Annotated in this window: 23 protein-coding genes and 2 pseudogenes; 17 read left to right on the top strand and 8 right to left on the bottom strand. The window is 44.8% G+C overall.

The window, feature by feature from the left end; all coding sequences use genetic code 11:
* Positions 1 to 151 precede the first annotated feature (151 nt).
* A complete protein-coding gene (locus tag H581_RS0105105; protein ID WP_028609083.1) occupies positions 152 to 409 on the top strand; it encodes a hypothetical protein in 258 nt (85 codons plus the stop codon).
* Between the two features lie 164 nt (positions 410 to 573).
* Here H581_RS0105105 and H581_RS0105100 read toward each other — a convergent pair whose 3' ends face one another.
* From H581_RS0105100 to H581_RS0105090, 4 genes and pseudogenes are all read right to left on the bottom strand, one after another.
* Positions 574 to 891, bottom strand: coding sequence for an NIPSNAP family protein (locus H581_RS0105100; protein ID WP_036717869.1), 318 nt, complete (start codon positions 889 to 891; stop codon positions 574 to 576).
* A 323-nt stretch (positions 892 to 1214) separates the two neighbouring features.
* Positions 1215 to 1364: a hypothetical protein gene (locus tag H581_RS39570; protein WP_425414582.1), complete on the bottom strand. Its 150-nt coding sequence runs from the start codon at positions 1362 to 1364 to the stop codon at positions 1215 to 1217.
* A 54-nt stretch (positions 1365 to 1418) separates the two neighbouring features.
* Positions 1419 to 1831: pseudogene (locus H581_RS36935) on the bottom strand (FAD-binding protein); the annotation flags it as partial.
* 76 nt (positions 1832 to 1907) lie between these two features.
* Positions 1908 to 2501 (bottom strand): HD domain-containing protein, encoded by a 594-nt coding sequence (locus H581_RS0105090; RefSeq protein ID WP_028609080.1) that lies wholly within the window; start codon positions 2499 to 2501, stop codon positions 1908 to 1910.
* A 237-nt stretch (positions 2502 to 2738) separates the two neighbouring features.
* Here H581_RS0105090 and H581_RS33095 point away from each other — a divergent pair, with 237 nt between their 5' ends.
* From H581_RS33095 to H581_RS33090, 3 genes are all read left to right on the top strand, one after another.
* Positions 2739 to 5297: a helix-turn-helix domain-containing protein gene (locus tag H581_RS33095; RefSeq protein ID WP_036717809.1), complete on the top strand. Its 2559-nt coding sequence runs from the start codon at positions 2739 to 2741 to the stop codon at positions 5295 to 5297.
* Positions 5298 to 5521: 224 nt separating this feature from the next.
* Positions 5522 to 5917 (top strand): hypothetical protein, encoded by a 396-nt coding sequence (locus H581_RS0105080; RefSeq protein ID WP_028609079.1) that lies wholly within the window; start codon positions 5522 to 5524, stop codon positions 5915 to 5917.
* Between the two features lie 198 nt (positions 5918 to 6115).
* Complete coding sequence (locus tag H581_RS33090; RefSeq protein WP_342663391.1) at positions 6116 to 6376, top strand: hypothetical protein; 261 nt, start codon at positions 6116 to 6118, stop codon at positions 6374 to 6376.
* Between the two features lie 602 nt (positions 6377 to 6978).
* Here the strand turns inward: H581_RS33090 and H581_RS0105065 are convergent.
* A complete protein-coding gene (locus tag H581_RS0105065; protein ID WP_028609078.1) occupies positions 6979 to 9495 on the bottom strand; it encodes a sigma-70 family RNA polymerase sigma factor in 2517 nt (838 codons plus the stop codon).
* A 154-nt stretch (positions 9496 to 9649) separates the two neighbouring features.
* On the opposite strand from H581_RS0105065, the gene H581_RS0105060 reads away from it, so the two are divergent.
* From H581_RS0105060 to H581_RS0105030, 7 genes are all read left to right on the top strand, one after another.
* Positions 9650 to 10543, top strand: a complete 894-nt coding sequence (locus H581_RS0105060; RefSeq protein WP_028609077.1) for a VOC family protein — start codon at positions 9650 to 9652, stop codon at positions 10541 to 10543.
* Between the two features lie 81 nt (positions 10544 to 10624).
* On the top strand, positions 10625 to 11023 hold the full coding sequence (locus H581_RS0105055; RefSeq protein ID WP_028609076.1) for a VOC family protein: 399 nt from the start codon (positions 10625 to 10627) through the stop codon (positions 11021 to 11023).
* Between the two features lie 35 nt (positions 11024 to 11058).
* Positions 11059 to 11490 carry a VOC family protein gene (locus H581_RS36250; protein WP_051250468.1) on the top strand — a complete coding sequence of 144 codons (432 nt, stop codon included), beginning with the start codon at positions 11059 to 11061 and terminating at the stop codon, positions 11488 to 11490.
* Between the two features lie 68 nt (positions 11491 to 11558).
* Positions 11559 to 12020, top strand: coding sequence for a VOC family protein (locus H581_RS0105045; protein ID WP_028609075.1), 462 nt, complete (start codon positions 11559 to 11561; stop codon positions 12018 to 12020).
* A gap of 289 nt (positions 12021 to 12309) precedes the next feature.
* The gene (locus H581_RS0105040; protein WP_028609074.1) at positions 12310 to 12693 is read left to right on the top strand and encodes a VOC family protein; all 384 of its coding nucleotides are present in this window, start codon (positions 12310 to 12312) and stop codon (positions 12691 to 12693) included.
* 620 nt (positions 12694 to 13313) lie between these two features.
* Complete coding sequence (locus H581_RS0105035; RefSeq protein WP_028609073.1) at positions 13314 to 14171, top strand: P-loop NTPase family protein; 858 nt, start codon at positions 13314 to 13316, stop codon at positions 14169 to 14171.
* Positions 14172 to 14472: 301 nt separating this feature from the next.
* Positions 14473 to 15048 (top strand): GNAT family N-acetyltransferase, encoded by a 576-nt coding sequence (locus tag H581_RS0105030; protein ID WP_028609072.1) that lies wholly within the window; start codon positions 14473 to 14475, stop codon positions 15046 to 15048.
* A 353-nt stretch (positions 15049 to 15401) separates the two neighbouring features.
* Here the strand turns inward: H581_RS0105030 and H581_RS33080 are convergent.
* Together H581_RS33080 and H581_RS0105020 are read right to left on the bottom strand one after the other, a co-directional pair.
* Positions 15402 to 15899 (bottom strand): annotated as a pseudogene (locus H581_RS33080) (class I SAM-dependent methyltransferase); the annotation flags it as partial.
* Positions 15900 to 16119: 220 nt separating this feature from the next.
* Positions 16120 to 17019 carry a helix-turn-helix domain-containing protein gene (locus H581_RS0105020; protein WP_028609070.1) on the bottom strand — a complete coding sequence of 300 codons (900 nt, stop codon included), beginning with the start codon at positions 17017 to 17019 and terminating at the stop codon, positions 16120 to 16122.
* Between the two features lie 176 nt (positions 17020 to 17195).
* On the opposite strand from H581_RS0105020, the gene H581_RS0105015 reads away from it, so the two are divergent.
* Together H581_RS0105015 and H581_RS36925 are read left to right on the top strand one after the other, a co-directional pair.
* Positions 17196 to 18074, top strand: coding sequence for an alpha/beta hydrolase (locus tag H581_RS0105015; protein ID WP_028609069.1), 879 nt, complete (start codon positions 17196 to 17198; stop codon positions 18072 to 18074).
* Between the two features lie 387 nt (positions 18075 to 18461).
* Complete coding sequence (locus H581_RS36925; RefSeq protein ID WP_169507466.1) at positions 18462 to 18689, top strand: HAD family hydrolase; 228 nt, start codon at positions 18462 to 18464, stop codon at positions 18687 to 18689.
* Between the two features lie 37 nt (positions 18690 to 18726).
* Here the strand turns inward: H581_RS36925 and H581_RS37670 are convergent, their stop codons facing one another.
* Complete coding sequence (locus tag H581_RS37670) at positions 18727 to 18879, bottom strand: hypothetical protein (RefSeq protein ID WP_156889502.1); 153 nt, start codon at positions 18877 to 18879, stop codon at positions 18727 to 18729.
* A 110-nt stretch (positions 18880 to 18989) separates the two neighbouring features.
* On the opposite strand from H581_RS37670, the gene H581_RS0105000 reads away from it, so the two are divergent.
* The 4 genes from H581_RS0105000 (at position 18990) to H581_RS0104985 (ending at position 22859) form a co-directional block, all read left to right on the top strand.
* A complete protein-coding gene (locus H581_RS0105000) occupies positions 18990 to 20357 on the top strand; it encodes an immunoglobulin-like domain-containing protein (protein ID WP_028609068.1) in 1368 nt (455 codons plus the stop codon).
* 190 nt (positions 20358 to 20547) lie between these two features.
* A complete protein-coding gene (locus H581_RS0104995; protein ID WP_028609067.1) occupies positions 20548 to 21324 on the top strand; it encodes an SH3 domain-containing protein in 777 nt (258 codons plus the stop codon).
* 370 nt (positions 21325 to 21694) lie between these two features.
* Positions 21695 to 22141 carry a hypothetical protein gene (locus H581_RS0104990; RefSeq protein WP_028609066.1) on the top strand — a complete coding sequence of 149 codons (447 nt, stop codon included), beginning with the start codon at positions 21695 to 21697 and terminating at the stop codon, positions 22139 to 22141.
* A 76-nt stretch (positions 22142 to 22217) separates the two neighbouring features.
* Entirely contained in the window at positions 22218 to 22859 is a 642-nt protein-coding gene (locus tag H581_RS0104985; RefSeq protein ID WP_028609065.1) for a hypothetical protein, read from the top strand.
* Positions 22860 to 22909 lie beyond the last annotated feature (50 nt).

Here is a 22909-nt window from a genome sequence, read left to right as displayed (position 1 = left end):
ATATTGGGTATTAAATTAAGGGCGGTAAGTGATGTGTGGACTTTCAAGAAAAAAGAATATGATAGATTAAAAGTTGAAGTTTTCGTGGATGTATCAAAAAAGTATATAAATGTATCTAAACAATTCTCTAACGAGCCAAGGAAAATTCCCTATGTTCACTTGCTCTTGTGGCATTTTTGGTTGTGGAGGATTCTATATTGATGTTCATTATAAAGACGATAGTGTAATTTGGGGTACAGAGCAGTCATTTTTTAAAAAGCATCTATTTTCTAGGAAAAATATCCGACTCATTGCTGAGCAACTTATTAATAAACTGGCAGAGATAAATGATTTACGAAGAGAAAATGGACTTAAGATTAATCACGATATTGAAGTCTTTAAAACAAAGCTTGAAATATTTCTCAAATAAGCAAGGTGCTTATTAAAGTAACGGAGAACGATAGTAATAATCGCCTCATGTGTGGCAGTAGCAATAACGGCTGAGACGACTCCCTAAATCAAAAACGGAGCCCGCCGGCTAGGCTGTAAGCTCCGTTCCTGTATTATCCCGTTGAGGGGCAAGTCCCAAACGCGCTATCGTATAAAAAAATCGGCCCGGTTCATAAATATTCCTTCAATCTTCTCCAATATGGGCCCGCTTTCCTCGGATGTGCGTTGCACCTCGATCCATTCCGGGTCTTGTAGAAACGCATTCCACAGCCGTTGCCGTTCCTCCATATCCTTATATTCCATCACGTAATATAACTTCGGAAGCCCCGTCTGATCGATCCAGAAATCGTACACCTTCATTTCCAACCGCTCGAAAATACCAAGTGTATGCTGGCTGAAACGTTGCAGAATCGCTTCCATTCTCCCCTCATGCATGGTATAAATGCGCAACTCGTAAAGCATGCCCATTCCCTCGCTTTCTGTAAATCGTAGAGTTTTTTCGTTGATCGTTGCCTATTCTCAGTACTATTTTACCATCTTCGATCCTGGGAATAACTTCCTCCTTCTCTGATTCCAGATTTAAAAAAAATTGCCGAAAGGAAGGAGTTTTTAATTAGCTCAGCTCTTCGCTCAACTAACTGGCAGGACACTGAATGGTAGAAACCCGAATCCAGCAACTAATGCCAGTCTAAAACTTTATTTTCCGTAAACAGTAATATCGCCGTTTCCGATGTTTTCCTCCATCCATTCCGCAATGCTGTCGTTTCAATCGTTCGAGGTTGATCTCAAGCATCTTGTATGCACTCCTCCAAATGGCCTTCCTCCAGCCGGTAGACGATATGCTTCACCCAGGCGTCACTTCGCTGCGGAAAATTCTCGCGGAAATGGCCGCCGCGGCTTTCCTGGCGCAGCAGCGCCGCATTCGTAGTTAGCATTGCACAGATGAGCAAATTGGCAAATTCATACTCCTCGCGCTTCATCAAAGCATATTCGATGTAAACGAACGAGACCTTTGTCTCTTCCATCTCGGTTAAGACCGCACGAGCGACGATATCGCGGGGGGCCAACTCCAGGATGATATTTATCCATAAATCGCTCGCCTTTGATGTTCCGCAGAATCGCTCCTTCCCCACGGACAGCCTCGGTAATGAGAAAGCGCGGTGCGCCTGGGTAACACAATGCCGTCGGATGGAACTGAATGAACTCGGCGTCCCGGATTTCCGCACCAGCGCGAAGCGCGATGGGCGATGCCGTCCCCTGTGGCGATGTCGGGATTCGTCGTATATCGGTACAGTTGGCCTACTCCTCCGGAGCATAGAATCGTCGCATCCGCTTCTACGAACACGCGCTGCCCGTCCGGCTTCTGCACGAGCGCCCCACGGCACTCCCCGTCCTGAGTAACGCTGTAAATCGAAATCGACCAAATACCGAGGAAACATCGCAACCACACCTTTTAGTTCAATTGGGAATTACATATTCTAAGGCTCCAAAAAACCCTTCTCAACTGCATCATTAACAATATTTTCAATATAACTCCACAGGATGGTAGAACCTTTCTCAATTCTTCTATTTTTTGATAATACTTTTTCTCTTGAGACACCTAACTTTTTCCATTGTAGGCCACTAGTCCTATAGTTGTGGAGGATAGGCATAAAGCTGTCCATTGCTTGGGCAAATTTTGCTTCAGGAGTTTCTGCTTCTTCATATTCATTCCAGATTTCCTTTAACTGATTAGCTTGGTCATTTGGTAATATTCCAAATATTCTTTCTGCGGCTTTTTTTTCTTTTTCAGCTGTTTCCTGCCAGTTCACAGTACCATAAGCAAATGTATCTCCAGCATCAATTTCCACAATATCATGGAGCAAAATCATCTTAAAGACCTTTAACATATCCAAATTACTTTCATTGGCATATTCAGACAATATCATAGCTCCTACAGCCATATGCCATGTATGTTCAGCATCATTCTCTTTCCTTGAAGCATCCATTAGAATAGTGTTCCTAAGTATTTGTTTCACTTTGTCAATTTCTACAATAAACTCTATTTGTTTATTAAACCTTTCAATATCCATTTAGCTACCTCCTATTATGCATTCTTCAAGGGATGGATTCCGTTCGATTATTGGTAACTCGTATACTTCTCTCCCATATTCCAGTATTTTCGATCGATAAAATTATTCTTTCACGAGATTGGGATATCTGAATTGTATCAGGGAAAATGCGTGTGCTAGAATGGTAGCGAGTTCGTGTTAGGTGTTCGTGTTGGTTCGTGCGGCGGCTGCCGCCATTCGAAACGGGAGGCGGAAAAGATGCCGGAGAAGAGCGATTATCGGGAATGGCCGGAGGAAATGATTCGTCGCCTGAGGCTGCGTCTTAGGGCGAACGGCAAGCCAAAGTTGAGACAAAGCGATCTGGCGAGAAGCATCGGTGTAGATACGAGAACAATCCAGCAGTGGGAGATCGGGGAGCGGCTGCCTAGCGCGCATAATTTACAAAAGCTTATCCAGGTGCTGCTGGACGAGGAGATCTGGCTGGCGGGATTGGAGAAGGAAGAGGCGAAGAAGCTTTGGGAGACGGTCGGTTATTTTCACGATCAGCGATCAGGACACGCTCGCCTATATCCGGTCTTTGACGAGAAGTGGTTTGATGGTGTTCTTGCTGCAACAGGGTCATCCCGGTACGAGCCTCTTCCGGACATCCCAGCAAGACAGCAGGAGCGGACGACAGGAAGAATTCCTACCAATATCCAGGCTCGGTCATTCGTACTCATAGGCCGCCGTCAAGAAATCAAGGGAATTTCAGAAGTCCTTGCGAATTCGCCGTTAGTTACGCTGGTGGGACCTGGAGGGTGCGGGAAAACGCGTCTGGCCTGTCAAATAGCTACCGAGCTGCTGTCGGGTTATTCTGACGGGGTCTGGCTCGTCGAGCTGGCCTCGGTACTGGAATCGGATGAGATGGGGCCGATCCGGGTATTGGCTTCTCTATTGGGAGCAAGGGAACGACAGGGATATACACTAGTGGATGTGATTAGCGACAATCTAAGAGATAAGCAAATGCTCTTCGTGCTCGACAATTGCGAGCATTTGTTGGAAGCGAGTGCCGAGCTCGCCGAACTGCTTCTGTCGGCGTCCTCTTCTATAACCGTGCTGGCGACAAGCCGAGAGCCTCTCGGCCTGATGGAGGAGAGGGCATGGAGCGTACCGCCGCTTGCTTACCCCGACTCTGAAGATACCGCGGCATCGATGGCGCTGGAGTCGGTCATGTCGTTCGAGGCCGTACAATTGTTCGTAGAGCGGGCGAGGATGGCCGACACTCGGTTCACGGTCAGTCATGACGATATCTCGTATCTTGTAAGGATTTGCGAGCGTCTGCAAGGAATTCCGCTGTCACTCGAGCTTGCCGCTTCGCGTATCAATTTGCTGAGCCTGCGGGAAATCGAGGAGCGGTTGTCCGACATGCTCGCGCTGCTCTCTTCCGGCAAGAGGAAGGGGGCCATCCGCCATCAGTCGCTCTACGCTACCGTGGCTTGGAGCTATGAACTGCTTTCGGAGAAGGAGAGGTCGATGCTGCAGCAACTGAGCGTATTCTCCGGCTACTTCGATCTGGAGGCCGTGGAGGCGATCTGCGCCAACTGCGTGGAGAAAGCCGCTTCCGGGGGGGCGGAGCCAAGAATTTGCCGGGAGGAGGCGCTGGATCTGGTAGCCAGTCTTGTTAATAAATCATTAATCGCAACGGCTGATACTACGCGCCAAGGGGGCAAACGCAGATTGTTTTTGCATGAGTCGATCAGACAATTCGCGGTGGGGGCTTGGTTGAAGGATGGCAACAAGGTCGGGAATACTTCGATTCGATATTATCATGCGGCGTATTACCGGGGATTAACGAAACAGGCGGGGGCGCGATTCCGAAGTGTCGAACGGGAAGATGCGTTATCAGTCATACGCCAAGGGTACTCCGACATCATCGCCGCCCTAGATTGGAGCTGTTCCCGAGTTGAAGCAAAACCTATCGCCTTGTCTATCGCTTCCGACATGTACTATTATTGGCTTCACTCTGGGGTGCTTCATGAGGGGATCGCCCGTCTCCGGCAGGTGATCCAGTCGTGTGAAGACCATGCGGCCCATCCGGATTATGCCAAACTATCGCACGGACTCGGTGTCTTGCTGTGGGTTCTCGGAGATTCGGTACAGGCGCGAAGTTATGCGCGAATGAGCATGGAAGGGGCTAAGGAACTGGGAGACGCCATTCTGTTGGCGTCCAATCTGCGGCTGCTGGCCCAGATTGCTCTTCATCACGGAGAGCTAAGCGAAGCTGAAGGGTATGCGACAACGGGCGTGCAACTGGTCCGTGATCAAGGCGATCAGTGGCAATTGGCTTCCGCTCTAAGCGCTCTGGGGAATCTGCACAATGTGTGCGGGGACTTTGAGCAAGCGGAGCGAGTCTTATCGGAGAGCGTGGTCCTGTTCGAGAAGGTGAAGGATTATTGGGAACTGACGGGACCACTTCGAACTTTGGGTTACATGGCGTTGCACAAGCGAGAGGTCGATAGCGCGGTAGAGCTGTTTAGAAGGAGTATCGCTGCCTGCCAGCGTTATCAAGGCGAATGGTTCCTCACACGCGGATTGGAGGGTCTCGCCAGCTCGCTGTGCTTTAAGGGGGAGTGGGCCAAGGCGGCCGTTCTTCTAGGTGCGTCTGAGAGTATGCGAGAAAAGCTCGGCAGCCCCATACATCCTCATTACCGGGACATATACGATCAAACGATGGAAACACTCGAGAGGGAGTGCGAGCCGGAACTTCGTCTGGAAGCATGGAATAGGGGCCGAGGGATGACACGTGAGCAAATTATTGTCTGCGCGCTGGAAGGGTAGGGTTACGCGGCAAGGCCAGCCGCAGGCCGCAAACGGCCTATCTGCACGCACGTTAAAGTTGTAGTGAAAATCGGGTCTATTTTGCCTGGTATTCAATGGTAATATAAGGGTGGCGGGATACGATGAAGAGTTTGGCCGCTCAACTAACGGGCAGTATAACGCAACTTAATGTCACTTCAAAACGTCACTTTAAGAAAGGCGGCTAGAACTTGAGGGGGAGGATTATGAAAAAAATCTTAATGACTGCAATTCTGCTATTTGTCTTGATTGCTGGGTTTCTTACCTTTAGATTTGGAAGTGCCTTGTCACAAGAGGGAAATCCTTTACCTATATTTTATTCAATATCTAAACTTGAATTTGCGAACAGTAGTTATGAACAGTATTCCAAAACAGATAAGAGCACTAGATTCGTATCAGAGAACACAGGTGAATCTAGGTATGATGTAGTCAAGGATATTATGAAGAAAAATGGCTGGGACTTTAAAGAACAAATGGGTGCTGGTCTTATCTTTGAAAAAAACGGTCAGACAAAAGTTGTAGAGACTAGACAATATTCAAGACATTATATCCTGTCGGATATCCCAAATGATGTATTAAGCTACCGTGAAAGAACGGATTAACTTTCATGCTCTGTGGTGCAGCATAAGAGATGCATGGATGGGCGGGTACGATAGTTAAAAGGATAACAAACTTGAGGAGACATGCATGAACTATTCGAAGCGTTATATATGGATTGAAGCTGAAGAATGGCTAGTAGACTCATGGGATTGTTATGATGTAAATTCCGATGTAATTGTTATCTTTCCGGATCGATCCAAATGGGTTGCGAGCTTATTCACCTACAAAAATATCGAGACATTAAGGCAAAGAACATTAAAACCGGTGAATGGATGGATGGTTCATGTTTTTGGTCCAGTGATATGGTGCTGATTGACTTTATAAGCAGGGAGAGAGTTGAACAGCTAATTAACCATCTGATCAAAGAGGATGAATTTCAATCAGTTTTTACGCGCTATCCTGATGTAGATATGGAAAATGACGAACACTATCCAGAGGGATTTTTTAGTGGGGATCATTAACGGGCAGCGTTCAATCATTTCGCGAATCAAATAAAAAATAGTTGTAAATAAGACGTCATCAGAAATAACTGTAAAGACTAATAACACAAGACTTCAATAAACGGAGGAGATCATGCATTTTCAAATTTCTTGGCATGTGTTTTTAAAGGTCAAAAACGAATTAAAGGCGATGAAACTATTGAAGCAATTTGAAAGTTCTATTGAGTAAGTGCTTCTGAATATTGAGTGTAAACCAAGTCTTAAAGAGAGAACACTAATTGAAGCTACTTTTGCTACGCAGTACCAAGTTGAGATGGAAATCGAAAGAGCTGTATTTGATGTGTTACAACGAGTTAATAGTCTAAGTTATTCGTGGTCAGTTCATAGTCCAACAAATATTAGTAATGAAGAAATTGTTTGGGCTTTTGAAGGACATTGTAATAACTCCAAAATAACGGGGATAGAATGGATTCAATTTATTTTACAAACGGATACAATAAAAGAATATGGATGGGAACATCCACCCTTTTCCATACGGGCTAAATCCTGCGAATAAGCCCAGGGAAACACGGCTTTTCTGATCTGTACGTCGGAAGCTTGAAAGGATGCGTTTCTATTTACCTTCAAGACAACCGAGTACGGATGACAATGTCTCTTCCATCCGGGTCAAGTATGACCCATTTGTTGATACCATCCTCACTTTCCTCCAACGTACGTGAGACGGCGATACCCGCATGGCGCAGCCGCAGGTAGGCCAAATTGGCATCCTCGGCTTCGAATTGCAACCGGGCCGATGTATCGGGAGGACCGAACTTGTCCACGAAACGTAGAAGGCTATCGAGAGTGTCTTCTCCAAAAATATTGCAGTATGCCCTAGCAGCAGACTTAACGCTTTTTACCGGAAGCGTGAACGGGGCATCAGACAAAAACAAAGGGTGCCCATTGGAAGCGTGCCTGGCAACCGGAAATGAATGTGCGAGCGGGTGGCTTCCGATCATCAGTTGGTAGCCGTCTGCGTCCTCTGCTATGAAGAAGTCGGTGAAAGGTCCGCCCTTGTCCAAGAAATTGATGATGGTCCATTTCTGACGGATGGCGGATTCATATGTTTGGTCGATATCAGGGACGCGGATGTAGAAGACGGGTTTCCAATCCGCATGGTTGAGATCGAGCCGTCGGTCCATAAGCACCAAGAATATGTCGTCTCGCATAGTTAGTAAGGCGATGGGATCATTCAGCCGTTCCGGTTCAAGTTCGATTCCAAGAAGCGCCCCATAGAACTTCATGCTTTCTTTCAGATTACCGCACATGCAAATGACGCCTTCCAGTGTTGCAGTACTAAACTGGCTTGAAGCCGGTTTCGGTCGATTGCCGCCGAACGAATAGAAGGGGTTCAGCGAAATATGATGGACGGGTGTTAGCCCTTGTCCAAGGTACGTGAATCGAAGTTCCGTTAACAGTTCGCGAAGGACTTCGACCGCCTCCAATTCATCCTCTTTTGCTTGACGGAGCAACTTTACTGCTTGCGCGCGAACTTCCTCTTCTCTTGGCAATCCGCCATGAGGGAATGGAAATAATACGCTCAGCTCTTCGTATGAACGACGCACCGCATCATAACAGATCTTCGCTCGCTGGATGAATTGTTTTATTCTCGGAGTCTTTTCCCATATATCATGTTCCCGCTCTTCCCAAAACTTTACGGCTAGCTTGCGAGACCACCCATACAAAGCAATGTTAGAAGCGTTACCCAGTGGATCGACCGTTCCGTTCTCGAACGCGGCAATCCATTCGTCATAAGCAGCCAGACCGTTCGAACAGGGGATGAACGTATAATCGTCTCCGTCCGCATGTCGAATGATCCGCTCGATCAAGCGAATCAACTTATGATCCGGGCGTTGATAAGCCTCGTCAAGTTCCCCTTCCAGCACGTATGCATACAACTCACGGGAAATCGCACGGTCGATCTTGGGGCTGCCGTGATACAAGGTCCGATAAGGGACTGGTTGGCATGCCCGCGGATCGACTGCATAGAATACTTGCTTCTCATCGTCGTATCCGTACACGATAGCCAAATCATAGGACATTGCGCTGGTTAACAATGCGGGACACCCCCGGTCGATGGAATCCCGAATCATGTCCAATGCATGGAGGAAATTCCTCGTCTTGTGCGTGCTAGCGCCGGCGTTCTTGAAATGTTGATAATCAACGTAGTTCGAATGATATCCCAGATTAAGCAAGGCATTGGAGAGGAACGTGTCCCAATCCCACAACATTGGGCTCTCGGCACCAATCGTGGTCCGTCGAACATTGAGGTTAAAGGCATAACCTGAATAGCCCATCACTTCCGCCATGGACACGGACGAGCCCATACTGCGCAAGAGATGATACAACGCATTGGGAAAGGCGATACCTTGGTATAACGGAGGTTCATCCTGAATGGGGGGCTTGTTCAATACGATCGTCCGGTTGCCTCCTCTCGAGTCGTTATGTACTCGGATTCGAGTTTGGATATCCAGTTCGATTCGAGTGTCTGCAGCTTTCCGCCGAATGCGTGACAGAGCCTTATGAATCGCGTTGACGTTTGTATCCAAGCTCTCCGCGATCTCCTGCGGCGATAATTGTTCGTAAAAATGTTTCCTGAACACTTCTCGTTCTCGTGGCCCCAAACATTGGATTACGGCAGGCAACCACTCAGCGAGCGAGGAATCGGATAAGGTTACCTCATATGAAGTGTTGGTGATCCCGCGCTTTGCATATTGGTGAAGCACAGTATCCAGATCGCTCCAGTCCGGCGCGCCATCATCTGAAGCACGGGCATTCTGAGGAATCAACGAGGTGAAAGGGCGTTCATGGGCATGTGGCCCTCCGCGGCGCAGCTTCATTAGTGCCTGATTACGGACGATAGACCGAAGCCAAGGGAGGAACTTGGACAGATCCGTCACTGTACCTAGCTTCATAAAGGCCCGGATGAGTGCTTCCTGAACGATATCCTCCGCCAGATGAGGATCGGGCGTCATCTGTCTAGCCCACTGGAAGGCCCGCCCGCGGTGACGGGCCAGCAGTTCCTGGTAGGCATCGTGACTACCGAGTCGCGCACGTTCAATAAGAACTTCATCCGAAGCTGCTTCCATGTGAATATCCAAAGTAATAGGTCCCCCTGAGAAAGATCTGTATTATCCTAAAGTAACTTTCGATGGGAAGAGGAATTTTTCCTGCAAAAATAATCATAAGGATGTCAGGTTCGGAGGGCAATGCGGCATCCATATCAGTGAAGGATAAAAAGAGGAGGTATTAATCATGGTCACCAAGCAAATGGAAGCAGCGGATGTGCCAGTCGTAGCGTCCGTGATACCAACGATATTCGTAACAAATTTGGAGGACGCGCTGGCGTGGTATTGCCGTTGTCTAAAGTTTAGAGTACTCGCCTTCAACCCTAACTTCGCAACTTTAGAGATGTCACCAGGGCGAATATGCTGGATACATAAGGATGCTGCGAGAAAGGGACTGGGCCAGCTCAACTTCCATGTTAAGGACGCGGTCGCCTTGCATGAGCACTTGGTGCGGGAGGGTGTTGATGTTGATCCTCTAGAAGTTGGTGTTGCGGATACGCATTGGTACATGCTGCGGGATCCGGATGGTAATTCCTTCGGAGTATGGAGTGGCATGTTTGGATTGAACGAAACGGACAACGTGAACCGGCCGGAATTTCCGACTTTAATATCTTACAAGTTCGTGAAACTTCCGGTTATTCGTTGTGCTGGCGTGGCTGCGATCGTCGATCTAGTCAATCCCGAAGCGGATATTTCCGACGCGGCATCTCAATTGAACCGGTACGCTCCGGGGCAAGGGAGCTTGTTCTTCGTCAATCCGATTCTTGAGAAGTATGTGGGGGTTCAGGAGCATCGCTTATGGGTATGCCGCGAACTGTCAAATGATCGTCCCGTGCCGAACAATCTCGTCGAGATCACGATTCCGGAGCAAAACTATGCGGTGTTTTCATTCAAGCGTACGCAGGTGGATTTTCGCAAAGAGTATTCAGGCATTTATCGTTGGCTGGGTATGCAATTCGGCTTCATCAAGACTGTGCCGGGCTCGGCGGGTGCATATCACTTGGAATTCATCCATGAGGACCGCATCGAAGCGTACATTCCTTATGCAGTCGGACCGAACGAGACTCACGATTATGAATGAGGGATCTACTAGATTCCGACTTAGGGTAACAGGGGGATTGTTTCATAACAGTTTTCTATTTCAATTAAAGGATGGGATTACATGAGCGAACAAACGGTAGTAGCAAAAATATCTGGCTCATCAATTGTTTTGCTAGTTAGAGATATACAAGTTGCTTCTGATTTTTATAAGAATTTGGGGTTTTCTTATGAAGAAATTGGTGGTCATGTGCACGTATCCAGAGGTAACATTACATTTATTTTACATCCCGCAGTGAACAAAGAGGATGTGAAACCATCTTCTTCTGTTGAAGGCGGGTTGTATTTTGATGCTTTTGCATATACAGATGCCGTCGATTTGTTGTTCGATGAATGTCTTGCCAAAGGTGCAGAGATAGTTAATGGTCCTAACTACTCTGAACAATGGAGTGAATTTACCATGAAAGATGCTGATGGATATCACATCGCCTTTGGCGGTGGAGTAAGCAAAAAGTTGTTTTAGATTTGATTTTTCTTCATTAAAAAGGAGCTGCATCGATGAATAAATTGGAATTAAAAAGAGAACTGGAAAGCAAGTATCCACATAGTCAAGCACGATTGAAAAAGATTGAATGCGTTTATATCCCTGTGACAAACACAGCAGTAACAAAAGAATTTTTTATGAAACATGGGTTGATTACATTATCACCCAAAGGTAATGTGAATCTTCCCTCTGGGCAAGGGATATTTTTCTTGGAGACAAAAGAAAAGCAGTCTTCGAATTTTATGACACATGATTGGGACGAGAATAATGAGGAACATGAAATGGAGTCAATCTGTTTTGAAGTAACACAAATTGACGATCTTTATAGGCAAATGAGGGATGATGGTGCAAGGGTTTCCGAGCTAAAGGATAATGGCGGTTGTGGACGAGGATTTCACTTCTTTGACCCCGACGGAAACAAATACACAGCATGGCAAGATATTTGATTTATTTATAAAATTTTGAACTTATCTAATGGATAACTAAAGGGAAATGAGAAGAGAGGAATGAGAAAATGCAAATTAAAGAAGAAATCAAATTGGAGGAAAAACTGGAAGACATTACAGGGATGACTTGTATTTACGTTCCGGTAGATGACGTCTACGAGTCCATTAAATGGTATCAAAAAAATTTAGGATGTGAACCTTCAAACATCCATCCTGTTGAGCCTGGGATGAAAATGGCGATCATGAGATTTCCCGATCATAATGGAAATTTCCCTGGATCCGGTCTAAGGCAAACGGTACCGGCTATGTTTCTTATCGAATCACGGCCGGAAGGTGGCCGTTTAGGATTTACAAACAATGAAGGTGAACGCCAAGCAGTAGGGTGTTTCATTACTCCGCGCATCCAGGATCTTTTCAACCGTTTTAAGGAAAACGGAGTAAACATTAAAGGCGACATTCGGATAACATGCGGTCCAAACCTTCAGTTCTTTGACCCTGACGGGAACATGTGGGAAGTATGGCAGCCGTAAACCAAGAAAATAGAAAAAAACTTCCTAGCTCTTTAGATTACAAATATCGCACGACCTGCTCCTGATCGTTGAAGAAACGGACAGGATATGATGTTTTTTGATCCGTACGGAAATCGTTTCTGGGCAATTGAAGTGAAAAAATGAAACCGAGTATTTTGAACTTACGGGTATAATAGTTCAACCTCAGAAGGGCTGTCATATGGCAGCCATTCGCTACGCTAACGGGCAGATTACAAAAAAAGGATTTCTCCACTTCCTCAGATTATTAAAGTAAAGGAGAAGAACTGTATTGAACATACAAAGTGCCGAAGTCAAGAAAGTAATAAATTGTTGTATTCCTGTGGCAAACGTCAAAGAATCTGCAGAGTGGTATGTTAAGCATCTTGGTTGTCAGTATGAAGGCGAATTAACAGATGATCACACTTTTTTAAGATTGTCCAGCGGACCTGACTTAGATTTAATAAGAGTAGATGAAGTCATCCAATTAAGACAAAATGGATGGGTCATTCCATCGATTAACTTCCACTGTGATGATGCAAAGGTGTTGCACGAATCCTTGAAAGTAAATGGGATACAGGTAGAAGAAATTGTTGACCATTCATGGGTTGGATTAAGTTTCGAAATGTATGACCTTAATGGAAATAAAATTATTGTTTGGCAAGCAAATATCTAAATAAGACTGGATTATTGTGCTAATGGGGTATAGTTCAATTAAAAGAGAAGTTCTATCCAAAGAAAACCACTCCATTGTTAGGAGTGGCTTCTTCTTTATATATTGATGTATTTTTTATGGTTAATTGTCTTTGTGTTTAGATACATTACGGTGAACCACATCGTAGCTAAAAATTACGGTCGCTCAACTAACGGTTACGATAGCACAATTAAAGCATTGAGCTAACGGTAAACATGAGTTCAATAAAAAATGAGGCTGCCGACGGATGATCCGATGGCAGCCTATGCTCAACGATCTGGCAGGTTCGTATAAAGTCCCTGATTGTATTTATCTATGCTCAATGTTAATCTAAATAATAGAGATGCATACAAAGGAGCATAAACCTTATCATGTGGATTACTCTGTAAAGATTAACAATTCGAAAGGATGCCTGTAATAGTGACTACACTATTTTATTAGGCATGCTTTTCTTTAATCTTACAGGGTATGCAGGGAAAGGTGTATCATAAACCCATTCTGCGGATACCATCAGGTATCCGCTTTTATTTTCGTGGGAAACCGCATCTCTATTAATTCTTACCTGCATATCCTCCTAATAGTGTGAATGGAGGAATTTTATTATGAGATCAAAATTGGTCTTGATTGAGGGATTACCAGGATTCGGGAAAACAACAACTGCTCAACTAGTTCATGAAATTCTTACGGAAATGAACACTAAATCTCAGCTATTTTTAGAAGGAAATCTGGAACATCCTGCTGATTATGATGGAGTAGCCTGTTTTAAGAAAAATGAATTCGATAAATTATTAAGTACCCATGAAAAGTTTAGAGATTTGTTAAGTAATCGTATGATTAAACAAGGTAACAATTACTTCCTAGAATATCGAAAAATAAAAAATGAATACGGATCAAGTTTTCCAGATGAATTGCTGTATGCAGTTATCAAAAATGATGTTTATGAATTGTCGCTAGATCAAAACAGGGAACTGATAACAGAAAGATGGAAGAAGTTTACGGAGAGTGTTTTGAATGGCTCAGACACATTTCTTTTTGATGGTTGTTTTATACAAAATCCTGTAACCATGGGGATGATTAAATATGGTGCAAAGAAGGAAGACGTTATAAGTTATGTTATAGAACTGGCAATGATTGTGGAAAAACTGAATCCATTATTGATTTACGTAGAACAGAACGATCTTGATTATTCATTCCAAAAGGCTGTAAAGGAAAGACCTAAAGAATGGTCAGAGGGGTTTATTGAATATTATACAAACCAAGGGTTTGGAAAAAAGCAGGGTTACAATGGGTTAGAAGGAACTCTGCAGGTTCTTAAAGCAAGAAGGGAATTGGAAGAAGAAATATTTAACGGCATAAATATAGCCAAGAAAAAAGTGGATAACTCTCCGTATGATTTAAACGATTATAAGCAAGTTTTAGTGGGGATTTTATCAGAATATTTTAGCTCAAACGAGAAATGAGATTCTTATGATTGCAGTCTTCAAAATATGGAAGTCTATTAAGCTAAAGGGTACGATCGCTAATTGAAACACTACAAGGCTGCCATGGTTGATCCGGTATCCTTCATTCCTTTAACGGGTAGTAAAGCGGGTATTATCCGATGGTAACTTTGATTAAAATCAAATTGTCCATTGTATCTTTCCTGGGTAACAGATTATGCTAATTGATAAAATGCGTGGAAAGTGAGGCGTGGGTATGCCATATTTCGCACTCTAGTCTGATACATGATGTATAACAATTACAGACAAGAGGAGAATCAAGATGCAAACCGAATTATCTATGACGCGCTTAGAAACAAAGCGTCTAATCATTCGTCCTTACATCGAAAGTGATTTGATGGAATCGTTTGAGTTGATGCAAAACCCAGAATTGTTCCCTTATATGCATATGGGAGTCTTATCGTTCGAAGAATATAAAGGACTATTCAAGTGGATAATCGACAGTTACAATACACCCTTCAACATGCCATTTAAATACTCATTTGCGATTCGAAGCAAAGCAACAGGCGATTTCATCGGCTGGTGTGGTGTGGGCGTACTCGATTTATGTGCCCCTGATAAAGAACTGTATTATTTGATTGGCCGTGACTATTGGGGTAATGGTTATGCAACTGAAGCAGCCACCGCGTTGACAGCCTATGCCTTCAATGTTATTGGATTAGACCGATTGTTCGCTAAAGCCAATTCACAGAACACTGCGTCATTAGGAGTCTTTAAGAAACTAGGCTTTGTGTTTAATCGCGAACTAATGGGTTTGACAGGTGATTACGAGGACTGTAACGGTGAGTTATTGCATGTTCTCACAAAGGAACGGTTTCGCGAACAGGCAGAAATATAATATGAGTTTGAGTAATGTCCATCCTGCGAGGGATGGATTTTTTATGAAACTTGCCTTGAGAACGAATCATTCCACTAACGGGTAAGTACGACAAGTCCTGCTATAAGCGCTTCCCGCCAACACTCCTGCATGCGTCGCGTCTAACAGGACATGGGGTATGAAGTACAAGTAGATTCGGCAGAACGGAGGCTGAAGCCACCATTTTGGAAAGGTATGCCAATGGATATGCCGCGCGGCTGAAAAGCTGGATATGGTGAGAATGTTCAAATATAGGAACTGACGAACTTCCGAATGTACGGGTCTAAAGTTAGAACTAGAAACGGAAAGCTAGGTTGCAAGGGACTTGGAAAGCAAGGGTGAGACCAACTGAAAATAAATACACCGTCTTTTTTAAGGTAAGTAGCGATCCGGCAAAAAGTACCCTCAAGGTCGGTGGTCCAGCCTATGGCATAAATCGAATAAACAAAGTCAAAGTAATCCACTGGTATGCCACATTCTTCTTCCATGGGAGAACAGAGCAATTTTGCTGACCGCATGCCTTCAGATGTTGCGTTGCCTTTTCGATTTGTTTTTCTGATATATCCACAGCCTCAGATGCTTTGCGTTCCCTGATATTGCAAGGATTGACCGTTTCCACAGCCTATCTCCAGCATCTTTTTCCCTGAGACATCGCCAAAAAGCTGGCATTTTTCTTCTGAGACAAATGCTCCATAAAAAGGAAGGACGATTGCTCCTAAGAAGTCATTTCCTTTTGTATCCCAATAGAAGCTGTTTGTTTTATAAACAGAATTCTTGTCCATGCCGACGCCCTCCCCAAATATAAATAAGCGTCCATTTGATCTCGAAGACATGACCGACCCATCCTGTGGCTATGGTACCGGCCTGCAGCATGATATCAGTAAAGTACACCTCTCCAGAGCAGTTTGTGATAACTATTAACAAGATAAAGGATGTCATTGAGCTATACGGGACACGAGAGCGTAACAATTACACAAGCGAGGCTGCCCCGGATGATCGGCAGCTCCATTACGTTAACGGGCGGGAACGAGGTCCGGAAACTTGCCGGATTGACTAGAGGGAACCGAATTGTTTGCGGTACTCCGCCGGCGTGTAGCCGGTCTGTTTGCGGAACACCCGGATAAAATATGCGTCGTCGGTAAACCCGACCCGATCCATAATCTCCGTCACCTTCAGAGTAGTATTGCACAGCATGGAAGAGGCTAATTGGATTCGCAGACTGTTTACATAGGTGATGATCGACATACCTGTTACCGAGTTTACTTTGCGGTTCAACGTCGTGCGATTGGTGTGAAACCTTTTGGCCAACTCGTCTAATCCGATTTTGTTATTATAGTAAACATGCAAGTATTGAATGACTTCATCGATATCCGGAGGAGCTTGAGGAATGCGGTGCGCCGTTTCCTTGCTTTTCCGGTACAATCTTCGGATGAGAAAAAGCAATTCCTGTAGATAGGACCGGCTTTGGCAAGGCCAATTGGGCGAACTTGTAGAGAGAATATGATGAATTTCCTCCATGATTCGTTGAACGTGGTGCACAAAAGAAACATCGATAGGCACACATCCGTAATTTCCGTCTGACCGGTTGAAGAAAGGCTCCAGCAACCATGCATCCTGAATGTCCGAAGTGGCGAGGCCTTCGTTATCGAACAAATTTTCCCGTAACGAAAGCTTATTATTAATTACTTTCGGGTGGAAATAAACCGAGCTTGCTTTCACCCCGGAGTGTGCAGCCAATTGTAACGGCTCCCTCTCGTTAATACAGTAAAAGGCCGGTGAAATAATAGAGCGCCGGATCGTCCCGATCTGCAAGATGCCGTTTCCTTCCATTATAAACAATAGCCGATAACGGGTGTGAAGCCCCCGATCGATCACGAAATCTTCGTTCGGGAAACACTTCAATTCATGAAGAAACTGCCCCCATACCACCTGTCCGACCGTTGCCAATTCCATTGACTATCACCTCCCGCATTGTTACTTTCCATTTTATACTATTTGTTTGGCGTTTCCAATTGTCAGTTGATCGATGCAGATCGTCTATGTTTCTGAGCTCGGCATTTAGCTAGAATTAAGTTGGAACGAGGAAGAACCTCACCTTGATATCAAGATTTCGTGAAGGAGGATGAAAGATGAGAAGGAAGTCAATGCTCTTGGTTCTAGGCTTGATGTTGGCAGTCACGATGTTGTACAGTAATGTTTTCGCTGCGCCGGGCGAGGATGCTCAGGCAACATCCAGCATCGTAAAAACAAGTCTGTTCAGCACATCTTTACAAAAAGAAATGAACGTGAACGTTTATTTACCGCCTGGTTATAATGAAAACGAAAAATATCCGGTATTGTATGTCTTGCACAAACTGGATGAGGACGAGGACTTCTGGTTTGATCAAGTGTTGCTGGATGAACAAGCTGACCGGTTGATCGGTTTAAGGAAAATACGACCCTTAATAATCGTTTCTCCTCAGTATGACCGCAGCTGGGGTCTGAACTCAGCAGATGAAGTCGGTATGGTCAACAACTACTGGCACGTAGGCCGTTATGAAGATTATATTACGAAAGATTTGATCGCATTTATCGATTCCACTTATTCCACCCAGAAATCGAGAAGCGGCCGATACATCGGGGGAGCGTCTATGGGCGGGTATTCAGCACTGCTTGCAGCATTCAAACACCATAATTTGTACAGCAAGGTAGGCGGTCATGCTCCGGCATTGTTCGAGTATATGTGGGAACCGCTCAAGCAGATGGCAGGAGGCACGGACGAGGATAGACAGCAAAATAACCCGACATGGCTTGCAATGCATGAGAAGCAGAACATGTTGGATATTTATGTAGATATCGGGGATGCGGATTGGTTGAAAGACGGCGCGTTGCGATTCCATAAAATTATGCAGAATCAGAACTTGAAAAATTGCCAATTCCATTACATTCCGGGTGGCGCACACGACGCAGCGTATTGGTCCAGCCAGGCGGAAAATTACTTACTGTTTTACGCAGGAGACACGAAATAGATGAGAGACGGCCACTCTAATCAGGGTGGCCTCTTTATTTATTCGCTACGGGGCCGCAGCATCGATGAAGCATTGCACGTCCTAAGGCTGCCGATTGAAGTCAATTGGCAGCCTTCGTTACGCTAAAGGGAGTAATTTGGAAAAATAAAGATGTAAGCCTCTTTAAAAACGAACATAGCTATTGATGATTGGTATGTGACTTTCATGGGATGGGAAGTAAAACGAAAGGAATTGTGGTGGCCTGATCAACGCATTTACGATAGTTTAATCATGACACGACGCAGCCGGCGGGCTGCCTTTTATAGATCCTAACGCAGAAGTTTAAGCCTTGAAAGCACACCTATTACTATGGGCTTGCAAGCAGTTGAGTTAAGGCGCCATAGTGTCTTGATTTCACCTATTCCTTTATTGCAATTAGCTGAAAAACTTAATCTACAACCAGAAAAGTGTTTGTATGTCGGCGACCAACCGACTGATATACAGGCAACACACGCAGCAAACATGACTGGCATTGCAGCTCTTTGGGGTGAAGGTCGGAGAGAAAGGCTTTCTCCATTAAACCCCACATTTTTATTTGATAAGCCAAGTCAGTTAGTGAAGTTATTATTGAACTAACAGGAGTTGAATGACGGTTGCTTCGGCAACCGTTTTTTTATGCTCCCTGCTGGCCATAAATCGCTTCCGTATGCGATTGCGGCCAGATGCGGAGTGTGTAGAGTGTGCTTATTTCGTGCGCAGAGAGAGGGTGAGCGCATTGCATCGGCGTCACCGCTCCCAAGATCTCGTAAATGAGCCATGTCGGCATTTTCTGTTGCCTCCAATTATTTTCGGGAAAATGTACTATGCAACTTTCACAGGCGGCTTACGTCTGTTTAGGAAACAAGATGGATGTTATCGTGGGGGAGTCGTTTCGGTATGGGGAAAAGGTTAGTCTATTCGGCTGTGCTCGCGGTATTAATGGCGGGATCAGCGGTTGGCGTCTATTCAGGCGCTTCGCCGAAAGAAAGCATTATGGCTACGGAGGTGGCGTCGGAGGACGGCTTCGACGTGCAACGCGATATTTATAGGTTGGAGGAGCTGATCCGCAAGCATTTTCCGGACAAGCGGATTTACAAGTCCTACAAGGGACCTTCACTTGAGGAGTACGGCGTTTTTTATATCGATAACGACAACAACCAGTATGTTTTTCTCAGCGACAAGGACGACGCTAAGGCGGGTCACTTCAAACGGGATTTGGAGAGGAAGCTTGACGGACATATCGAGATCAAGGATTCGAAATACCCATATTTGAAACTACGTGGCATCCAGGACGAAATAGTAAAAAATTACGATTCCATCTCTGTCGGCGTGGAAGTGATTGGGCAGGTCGTCAAAGTGCAAGCCGATTGGACCGAAGCCGAGAAAAAAGAAGTGCTGCGCAAGTACGGAGACGCGGTCTCGGTGGAGCTCTATGATCCCGGGGCTATAGCGCCGGATGGTGACAGCCATATCCCGAATTTGCCGGAGCCGGTACAACAAGTCGGCGGACCGAATGACAAAGTGTTTTGGCCTCCAAACACAAATCGCTTCCTGGACGAGGCCGCATCGGCGGCTCTCGAAGACGAAGTGTATATGAAGACGGGTTTCCCTCGTTTCGATGGGAAGCTTCTCGATAAGTATGGCCTGTATACTAAGCTTGACAGCGACGATCTGCCTCTGCCGGAAGGGGATCTCGTCTTTGGCATCAACAGGCTTCCGAAAGGGATGAAAACGAGGATCAGCGTGACGGAGATCAATAAATCGTTGAAACCGGTACACGAAATTTCGAACGCGACGTTCGAGAACGCGCACGGAATGAGGGTTGAATTCCCCGATCGCAGGAACGTCATGTACGGGCACAGACTCGAACTACTGAACGATGCCGGAGAAGTCGTGGATGGGAAAGTAACGGTTTACGCCTTCTCAACGGACGAGATCAACGCCATAATGGAGGCTGACAAGCCAACATATCGGCAAGCTGACACTCTGAAGATCAAGCTGACCAACTGGGGGCCGACAGCGCTTGAATTCGGGTCGTGGTTCGGCGTACAGAAGTGGGATTCGGGTCGTTGGAAGTGGTTGAATGGAGGGCAAGCGTTTACGGATGAGCTAAGGGGAGTCGGTCCGGGTGGCGTTTACGAAGACGACTTTTCTATTGAATCATTAAGCCTCGAGCCCGGCAAATACCGAATCGTGAAATCGTTCGGCGCCGCGAACGGTGATGCTAGCGCTTCCCTCGCCGCCCCGTTCGAAATCATTCCCTGAGCGAATACAGACTGGGTTTGATTGCGGTTTCCACTACTGGATTCAAGGAGAATAGCCTAGTGCAGAGATCGGATTTGATTTAGCTAAATAACACTGGGGAAAAGGAATAATGCAAGAAGCATTGAGCCAAAAATGTGCTGCTTTGAACAGTTAAACACTAAACTAGAAGAAAGGGAAAGGTGATTGAGGGATGAGAACACTTTCCGTTCTGCTGCTCCTTTGTGGAATCGCCATAGCCTCTGGCTGTCAGCAAGAGAAAACCTCTTCTAAGGCTGTTGCGACCTTCGAAGCTGTCTCGGAAACAATCCAGGAAAAGAACGGCCTGCAAATCAGCCAAACCTATACCGCACAGGCAGATATTGGCGCTCGGTTTGACCCGTCAGGGATTTCAGGGGCTGGGCCGGTGTTTGAAGTGAACAAAGGTGATGCATTTCGCATCTTAGCGGCACAAGACGAGTATGTCCAGGTCGAATCCCAAGATCTAAGAGGCTGGATACCCGCCTTCTATTTCAGTAAGGAAGCCGCCAATATTAAAACGGGAACCCCTTATGACATGATTGTCGCGAAGGAAGTTCCGGTTTCTTCTTCTCCCGGAGAGAAAGCAAAAGAACCGCATTTGGACTTGTGGGCTGGCAAGGTGGTCCGTATTGAAAAATCGTATGAGGATTGGGTGGCTGTGCGTATCGTACAGTATGATGCGGAATATGGTGCAGATATGTGGGTTCTTAAGTCCTTCTTACGAGCTTACGATCCGGCCACTGCCAAGGAGGGTAGGCTTGCGCAGGACTCGCACATCTATGAAGAAAACGGTCAGATTAAAGAAGAAGAGTGGATCAATCCGGTCTTTATTCTGGAAGAGACGCAAATGGATAAGATCGGTCCTGTATACCAAATTATTGGTGCGGGAGGACAAACAGGGTATATTCGGGTAAAAGAATTTATACCTAATCCGTTCATTGATAACTAATAAATTTGTACTCGATAGTGACGATTGGAACTCAATTATTGTGTATGATGCTTTAGAGTCTGCTGATACAAAAGATATGATTTTAATAACACCAGGGGGACAACGATATTTGTATGTACCACTTTAGGAGATTTAACTAACCGATAACGATAGTACGATTAACAACAGGTTGCCGACATGATCGGTGGCCTGTTGCAATAATACGATAGTTGAATAAAACACCTTGTTGAGCAGGCGCTAGCTACGATAGCCTGCTCTTTTTATTAAAGAACTGGCAGTTATAATGTAACCATTACTTTGTGAGTTTCGCAACATATGATAACAAGGTGCGTCTATACTGTATCACTCACCGAGAAGGAGCTTAATTCTGATGTCTAAAAAATATTTTGTTATGTTAGCAATTGCATTAATTGTCGTCATTACAGGATGCTCAAACAAGTCGAAGACTCCAGACGAGTCATCATTTTCTGCAACAATTACAGCAACCAATTCATACGAGGTGAATAAGGATTTAGTTATGGGAGCGTCTCTGAAAAACGTTTCGACTGAAGATTACGAGTTAACGCATGCAGGGGGGGTCTTTTACTTTAGCGTTAAAGACTCACAAGGAAAAAACGTCAACCAGTTTGTTATGACATTACCTGCAATAAGATCTAATTTAAAATCGCAAGATGAAATAAGAGAGCAATACTCTCATAAGCTTGACACACCTGGTATGTATGAGATCTTAGCGATTGCTAAGTTTTCCATAGGTGAAGGAGATGAGGAAAAGAAATACGTTATCAATACAAACACTATGAAAGTCGAAGTGAAGTAGCACGACACAAGCTGACGGGTGCGATAGTTGAACATAAGTACCGAAGATATTTTATGTTTTGGAGGTGAACATTTAAATGATAAACAAGTTGCTAATGGGATTTTTAACCATGCTGACTGTATGTCTTCTTTTTTCGGCTTGTGATTCCAATGAGAAATCAATCGAGGAAGCAAAAAAGAAGATATCAATTGAAGAAGCCAATAAGCTAATTTTAGCAACTCAAGATTTTTCTCAATCGAGTAATATAGAAAATGGTGTGATTGAAATTACCCCCTCTGAAATTTGGGATAAAACAAAGATTCAGCTTTTTAGGGATTCAAGCGCGGAAACATACATCGTGAAAAATCAAAAAGCTGTTCATATAGGTGAGGCATTTGGCGGTTTTGGTGTAACAAGTACTCTGCCTTACGATGTCAATAAGGATGGAACTTTTGATTTAGTTTATGCATATTCATTTGGTTCAGGCCTTCATCGCTCTGTTATTTCGTGGATTGATTTAAAGAGTTTTACCGATCATATTGTTGAAGATATGCCAGAAAGAACGGATTTTAGAATGTATGATTTGACATTAAAAATTGAAAATAAAAAAATAGTAGTTTATCGTATTGCAGGCATGAATGAAAGTTTATACCCCACAGAGAAGGAAATGACTTTAGAAAAGGTTGGAACTTTGGTTTGGAAGAATAACGAATTATACAATAAACTATTACAAAATTGAATTTTCTTAAAGGCAAAAGCTGTCCGTTATATAACGGCAAATGAAAATAA

Source organism: Paenibacillus harenae DSM 16969 (assembly GCF_000422465.1).
Taxonomy (GTDB): domain Bacteria; phylum Bacillota; class Bacilli; order Paenibacillales; family Paenibacillaceae; genus Pristimantibacillus; species Pristimantibacillus harenae.
The sequence above is the reverse complement of the archived record's forward strand: the minus strand, read 5'-3'. Positions and strand labels throughout refer to the sequence as shown.